This is a genomic window from Maribacter sp., assembly GCF_049667165.1.
GTDB lineage: Bacteria > Bacteroidota > Bacteroidia > Flavobacteriales > Flavobacteriaceae > Maribacter_A.
Genome location: NZ_JBATHS010000362.1, coordinates 1 through 6285, shown reverse-complemented (window position 1 = coordinate 6285; position 6285 = coordinate 1). Strand labels below are relative to the sequence as shown.

Annotated in this window: 5 protein-coding genes; 3 read left to right on the top strand and 2 right to left on the bottom strand. The window is 39.5% G+C overall.

What is annotated here, in order from left to right; translation table 11 throughout:
• The first annotated feature begins 130 nt into the window (after positions 1–130).
• Positions 131–859: an energy transducer TonB gene (locus WBM98_RS16440; protein ID WP_424367106.1), complete on the top strand. Its 729-nt coding sequence runs from the start codon at positions 131–133 to the stop codon at positions 857–859.
• 46 nt (positions 860–905) lie between these two features.
• On the opposite strand, the gene WBM98_RS16435 is transcribed toward WBM98_RS16440, so the two are convergent.
• On the bottom strand, positions 906–1811 hold the full coding sequence (locus WBM98_RS16435) for a serine/threonine protein phosphatase (protein WP_424367107.1): 906 nt from the start codon (positions 1809–1811) through the stop codon (positions 906–908).
• Between the two features lie 114 nt (positions 1812–1925).
• Between WBM98_RS16435 and WBM98_RS16430 the strand changes: the two genes are divergently transcribed.
• Positions 1926–4298: a GAF domain-containing protein gene (locus WBM98_RS16430; protein ID WP_424367105.1), complete on the top strand. Its 2373-nt coding sequence runs from the start codon at positions 1926–1928 to the stop codon at positions 4296–4298.
• A gap of 5 nt (positions 4299–4303) precedes the next feature.
• Here WBM98_RS16430 and WBM98_RS16425 read toward each other — a convergent pair whose 3' ends face one another.
• Complete coding sequence (locus WBM98_RS16425; protein WP_424367104.1) at positions 4304–5491, bottom strand: Pycsar system effector family protein; 1188 nt, start codon at positions 5489–5491, stop codon at positions 4304–4306.
• A 75-nt stretch (positions 5492–5566) separates the two neighbouring features.
• Here WBM98_RS16425 and WBM98_RS16420 point away from each other — a divergent pair.
• Positions 5567–6285 (top strand): metallophosphoesterase (locus WBM98_RS16420; RefSeq protein WP_424367103.1); only part of this gene is annotated, 719 nt, incomplete at its 3' end.

Sequence of the window (6285 nt, the reverse complement as noted above, 5' to 3'; positions counted from 1 at the left end):
GTGATTTTCACATCCTTAAAAAAATTCCGTTAGATTATGAATATAAAAAAATATTGGCTCAGAACTGATAAATATCATATTTAAAGCACATAATCATATGTACTTTTGAGTAATTCATAATACAAATGTCATGCAAGTCAAGAAGAACCCAAGTGCAGATTTAAATAAGAATAGTGGCCTCTACTTTGTCATTGGCCTAACCCTTGTCCTTTTTCTTACCTGGAGGGCTTTGGAATTTAAATCCTATCCAAAACAGGATAAGATTGTTGAAATGTTAAATGTGGTTGAGGATCTGAAGGAAGATGTGCCGATCACAGAACAGATTAAGACCCCACCACCACCACCACCACCATCGGCACCCGAAATTATCGAAATTGTTGAAGATGCGGCTGAAATCGAAGAGACAGTCATAGAGAGTACCGAATCAAGTCAAGATCAGGTAGTCGAAGCAGTTGTTGAAGTTGATGATGTTGAGGTAGGGGAAGAAGAAGAAGAGATTTCAGTACCCTTTGCAATAATTGAAAATGTACCAATATTCCCAGGTTGCGAAAGTGCCAAGGGAAATGCAGAACGCAAGGCATGTTTTCAAGAAAAGATACAGGAACATATTAAAAAGGAGTTCAGATATCCACAAATAGCCGCAGAAATGGGCATTCAAGGTAGAGTGTTCGTGCAGTTCGCCATAAACTCCAAAGGAGTTATAGACGGCATTAGAACCCGTGGTCCAGATCCAGGATTGGAAAAGGAAGCCGCAAGAATCGTGGCGTCCTTGCCAAAAATGACCCCAGGAATGCAGCGAGGTAGAGCGGTTACCGTTCCTTACAGCATACCAGTAAACTTTAAATTGGCAAGCCAGTAAAATAATATCAAAGTTCCCCCTGAACATTACGGAACTGTTGGAAGGGTCATTGGTCGACGGCTTTTTTATACTCGATTAATTTTTGAGGCCCTTCCAGCAGTATACGTACAATTTGCAAAGTGCCATCATCCTTGGTGGCAATTTGCCATTTTATAAGGGAAATGGTCCCATTTTCTATTTCAATCCCCGTAATACTGCGCGGATGTACGCAGCTACCATCATTAAATAACGGAATGTCACCTGGCTCTGGGAAGCGAGGCCTATGGGTGTGCCCCACAATGGTAATCAACAGTTCCTTGCTTAAAATCCATTTTTTGATACGTCTTTCGACCTTGATCAATTCCTTATAGTTCTTAGCCGGACTGGTGGGGTCGGCAATACCCCAAACCTGTAAGGGTTTCCATAAAACCCTTACCAAAAAACGACCCCAACGCCAAAATGTGTAATTCCACCAATCGGCTTGGTGCCCATGGGTCAAAAACAGCTCTTGGTTCGTGTTTGTGTGTTTTAGGACCACACCTTCATGGTAAGTAATGCCCTCGAATAGCTCTTTGTCCTTATCATCTATGGGTTCATAGTAACTAGATAGATGTTTTTTTACATAATCGTCATCCTTATAGACCATATCATGGTTGCCCCAAAGCATATATAAGCGGTTTTCAAGATGAAATTGTCGAAGCAGTTGAAAAACATTTTTATGCGCTTCAAAAATGGGTTCAAAGGAAAGGTTTTCCCATAGTTCATCCCCATCGCCGATCTCGCAATATTGAAAATCATTTTTGTAATAGTGCTTTAAAGCATGGAAATAGATGTTTCTATTATTGGCGAAATCATCGGCAAAACTATTGTCTCCCCGATGACAATCGCTAAAGAGAATAAACTTTGAACTATCATCAAATGCGACCACTTTGGCATTCTCATATGCTCTTGACAACCTGAAATTCGACGACATATCCATAATTTCCATAAATATCTTAAAAAACGGGGAATACCAAAGATGGCAGGCGACAAAAAGTTTTGGAATATTTTGTAATTTTACCGGCCCTATAAAGACTAAAATGTGCATATGGAGCAACTTTACCAAGATGAATTTCCCTTAGACCGATTGATCAGCTTTCACAAAGTTTTGGAAGCTTATGATCGCATGGCCGAAAGCGAAGACAAGTTTGCGGCACAAAAGGCGAAATATGTTTTGGAGGCACAAGCCCCTTATCCTGAGCTTCGGGATGGTTTTAAAGACCTTTCGCTGTTGAAAAAGCATCAGAAGATTATTAACATCATTCTACAGGATTCCTTCTCCGAGATATTGACGAACAATGAGATCAAAGTAGGGTCATTGCCCTATTATGATGTTATTTTCAATCCATCAAAGCGATTCGAAAAAATACTAGCTGCCGCGGGGGATGATTTTGAATTAAAGGTCAGGGGTGGTACCGAAGACCTTAATTATATTATGGGCTGTACCATAATCCTAAATTTTTATTACGGGTTTAACTTAGATTTTAAACGACCCCTTTTTTATGATATTCCTGATGATAAGGGGGTAATGAAGCACTACCGTATTCTTTACAATGCCGATTTCATGGAATTGATCCCAACCGATAAGGCTAAGGATTTGACTCAAGAAGATGTTGATGAGTTGCTCGAGAATTTTTATAATATCGAGGTTTGGAAAGAAAAGATTCCGCCGGCAAGTTTCATCGCCAAGGGATTTGTAATATCGAATATGTTCGATGCCACTACGGAACATGCTATCTCAGAGATTAAATCGAGCCTTATATCCAATGATAAAAGAGCCAATGACAGTTTTATAACGAATCTTCAGGATGTTTTTCGGTCCTTCTTTAATATAAAGGATATAAGGGTAGGTTTTGTGACCTACAATTCTGATAAGGACAAGTTTGAAAGGGTGCATGGAAAAGAAATGGCAAGTTATCTTTTGCATGACAGGGAAATGGAATCCTGTAGTGAGACCCTTTGTCCCCGTTCGTACAGCAGATTACTTGATCAGCATGATTATTTTGCGATTGCAAATGTTGAGAAGTATTATGATTTATGTGATGGGCAACCCCCTTACAAAGGTCTAAAGAACCAAGGTATAAAAAGTGCCATATTCGCACCCATTTCCAATGACGGAAATCTTCTGGGTATTTTAGAGCTGGTGTCCACAAAGGTGAATGCCCTGAACAGTGTAAATGCCCAAAAGTTAGAGCATATAATGCCATATATTGTAACTGCGGTATTGCGTTCGGCGGCTGAAGAGGCCAATTTAATCGATGCCGTAATCCAAAATGAATGTACCACGGTGCATTCATCGGTTTATTGGAAATTCAAAGAAGAGGCGAAACACTTTATTGATGATGAATTGGATGGGAAACAGGCTTCTTTCAATGATATTGTTTTTAAGGATGTATACCCGTTATATGGGCAAATAGATATCAAGGATTCTTCTAAGGCAAGGAACTTGGCCATACAAAATGACCTGATCATACAACTTTCTTCCATTAACAAGATCATTACGTCAGCTTGGGAAAAGCAAAGGCTGCCGATCTATGAAGAATTGGCCTTTAGGGTGGGTAACCTACTTGAAGAAATCGAAGAAACCTTGAACACTAGCAGTGAACAGGCAATCTTTGATTTTGTAAAAGAAGAGGTTAATCCGGTTCTTGACCATTTAAAAAATTCGGATCGGCACTTAAAAAAGATGATTTTGGATTATGAGGCCGAGATTGATGACACCACTGAATCATATTATGACCATCGTCGAAGATATGATGATAGTGTAATGGCCATAAACAAAAAACTGGCGTCTGTCATCGATAGGAAACAGGAAGATGCCCAGGGCATGTTCCCCCATTATTTTGAACGGTATAAAACCGATGGGGTTGAACATAATATGTATATAGGACAATCGATTGCTGGAGTATTGCCTTTTGATGTGCTGTATTTGAACAACCTGAGATTATGGCAATTACAGGTGATGTGTGAGATGGAAAACACCCATTATGAATTAAAATCAAAATTACCCGTGTCCTTGGATGTGGCCTCACTTATATTGGTTCATAGCACCTCCTTATCAATACGTTTTCGTATGGATGAAAAGCGATTTGATGTTGACGGGACCTATAATGCACGCTATGAGGTGATAAAAAAACGCATCGATAAATCCTTCATCAAAGGAACCAATGAGCGTTTGACCCAAACCGGAAAACTTTCCATTGTATATTCACAGAAAAAGGAAGAGTTGGAATATCTGAGATATATCGGTTTTCTAAAATCCAAGGGGTATTTTACCAATACTATTGAAATCCTTGAACTGGAAGGTTTACAAGGTGTTACCGGTCTTAAGGCCATTCGTGCCGAAATCCTCTACAAAAAGGATAATGAGTCACAGCAAACGTACACGTACGACGATTTAATGGAGACGCTCAATACCTGATTCGTTTAACTCTTGTGAAGCCCATATAACTGAAAGGCAACTGCAAAGGCAATGACCGAAATTACGGTACCTATTATGAAAATGGTATAGGTCCATCGTAATATTTTATATTTCCGGTTCAGGACCAAACCTAGGTAATACAGATCCTTGGTTAAACTCGAATAGATATAATCCTTGTCTTTTACCAGTTCATTGATGGCCCATTCATATTCGGATAATTTCATCTTATGGAAATTACCGAAGAAAAGGAGGTTCACTTTTTTATTCTTTACATCTTCCTTGGTGAATTCTCCACTGGTAACATTGGGCCTTGTAGCCAATACCGCCAATATCATAGAGACCACTGCGAAAATGACAAAAATGATGGTGGGTACGATCAAGTATTGGTTAGAAGGGTTGTCGAGTTTGGGTATTAGGTTCGACAATGCCAACGAAATGATGATGGCATTGACCGATAGTAGAATATTCGCTTTGGTATCGGCGATGTCGCTTAGGGACAAATGGTTTCTTAAGGTAACCCTAAATAGGGTTTGAACACCACGATCTGGGCTTTCACTCTTATATTTCGCTTTAAGGGCTTCTTTTTTGGCAATGGTCTTTATCGATTTATATTCCTTTTTAAGTCTTTTCAGGTTTTTATCCTTCCCAGGTTGCCAGTATTCCTTGGCGTAATCGGTGTTGTAATTATGTTCTACCTCAAACATTTTGATGTTGGTCTTTAACCAATCTTTCTGTGAATATTTGGCAATGTCCAATAATGCCAGTTCTTCCCGCAAGAATTCACAGGTTTCCATATAACTGTTCTGGGCAAAATGGGAGGCATCGGCATCCCGAAGAATTTCTTCTTTTAGGGTTGTAGGGGTATGGTATCTTTTTGTGGCAAGGATAAGGTTAATGACATCTTCGGTTCGTGACTTGTCATAGCCTTCATTCGAAAGGAATTCTTTGGCAATGGCGACACTTTTTTCCTCATGGTCCCCACTGCCTTGGGTATAACCCGTATCATGCAACCATGCGGCCAACATCAATAGTTCATTTTCTTGGTCTTCTAGGCGAAGCGAGTCTAGGATTTCTTTAGTACTTTTAACCACACGTCGGGTATGTGTCAGATTATGATATAAAAATTTATTGTCCAAGTTATGGGTCAATAATTCCGTGACAAAAGATTTAGTTTTCTCAATAATTTCCGACATATATAGTGTATTATATAATACACCAAAGTACAAAATTTAGATTTTACTTGATTTCATATGCGTAAATATTGCTTTTTGATTTTTTTGTTGATATTAACAGGTAGCTGTGCTACGTACAAGACAAAATATGCGGTTGAAACAGAGTCTAAGGATGTACCGACAACCAAATCGGTTTCCCATACCTTTTATTTGATCGGTGATGCGGGAAAGTCGCCCATGGGTGACATGAACCCGGCTTTAAAGGGCTTTAAAGAAAGATTGGACCAAGCGGATGAAAATAGTACGGCCATTTTCTTGGGTGACAATATTTATCCCGCAGGGATGCCAGACAAGAAAGACTCCACTGCCGCCTATATCAGTGCCAAAAATAATATCACGGCTCAATTGCAAACGCTGGAAAATTTTAAGGGAAGACCCATTTTTATTCCAGGGAATCATGATTGGTACAATGAAGGTGTTTTAGGGTTGGCAAGACAGCAAAAGTTTATTGAAAAGCAGCTAGACTCAAAAAAGGTTTTTTTTCCTAAAGATGGTTGCGCGCTTCAAAAAGTAGTTATAAATGATGAAATCGTGCTCATTGTCATCGATACGAAATGGTACCTTGCCAATTGGGATAAGAACCCGACAATAAATGATGATTGTGAAATTAAGGATAAGGAAAAATTCTTTGAGGAATTGGAGGGGTTGATCACCAAGAATGCTGATAAGACTACCCTCATCGCCTTGCACCATCCGATGGCCAGTTATGGTCATCACGGGGGTCAATTTTCCTTGAAACGTCAGTTGTACCCAAC

Coding starts and splice junctions, on each gene's coding strand:
- WBM98_RS16435 (WP_424367107.1), bottom strand. CDS start 1,811: ATGTCGTCGAATTTCAGGTTGTCAAGAGCATATGAGAATGCCAAAGTG.
- WBM98_RS16440 (WP_424367106.1), top strand. CDS start 131: ATGCAAGTCAAGAAGAACCCAAGTGCAGATTTAAATAAGAATAGTGGC.
- WBM98_RS16430 (WP_424367105.1), top strand. CDS start 1,926: ATGGAGCAACTTTACCAAGATGAATTTCCCTTAGACCGATTGATCAGC.
- WBM98_RS16425 (WP_424367104.1), bottom strand. CDS start 5,491: ATGTCGGAAATTATTGAGAAAACTAAATCTTTTGTCACGGAATTATTG.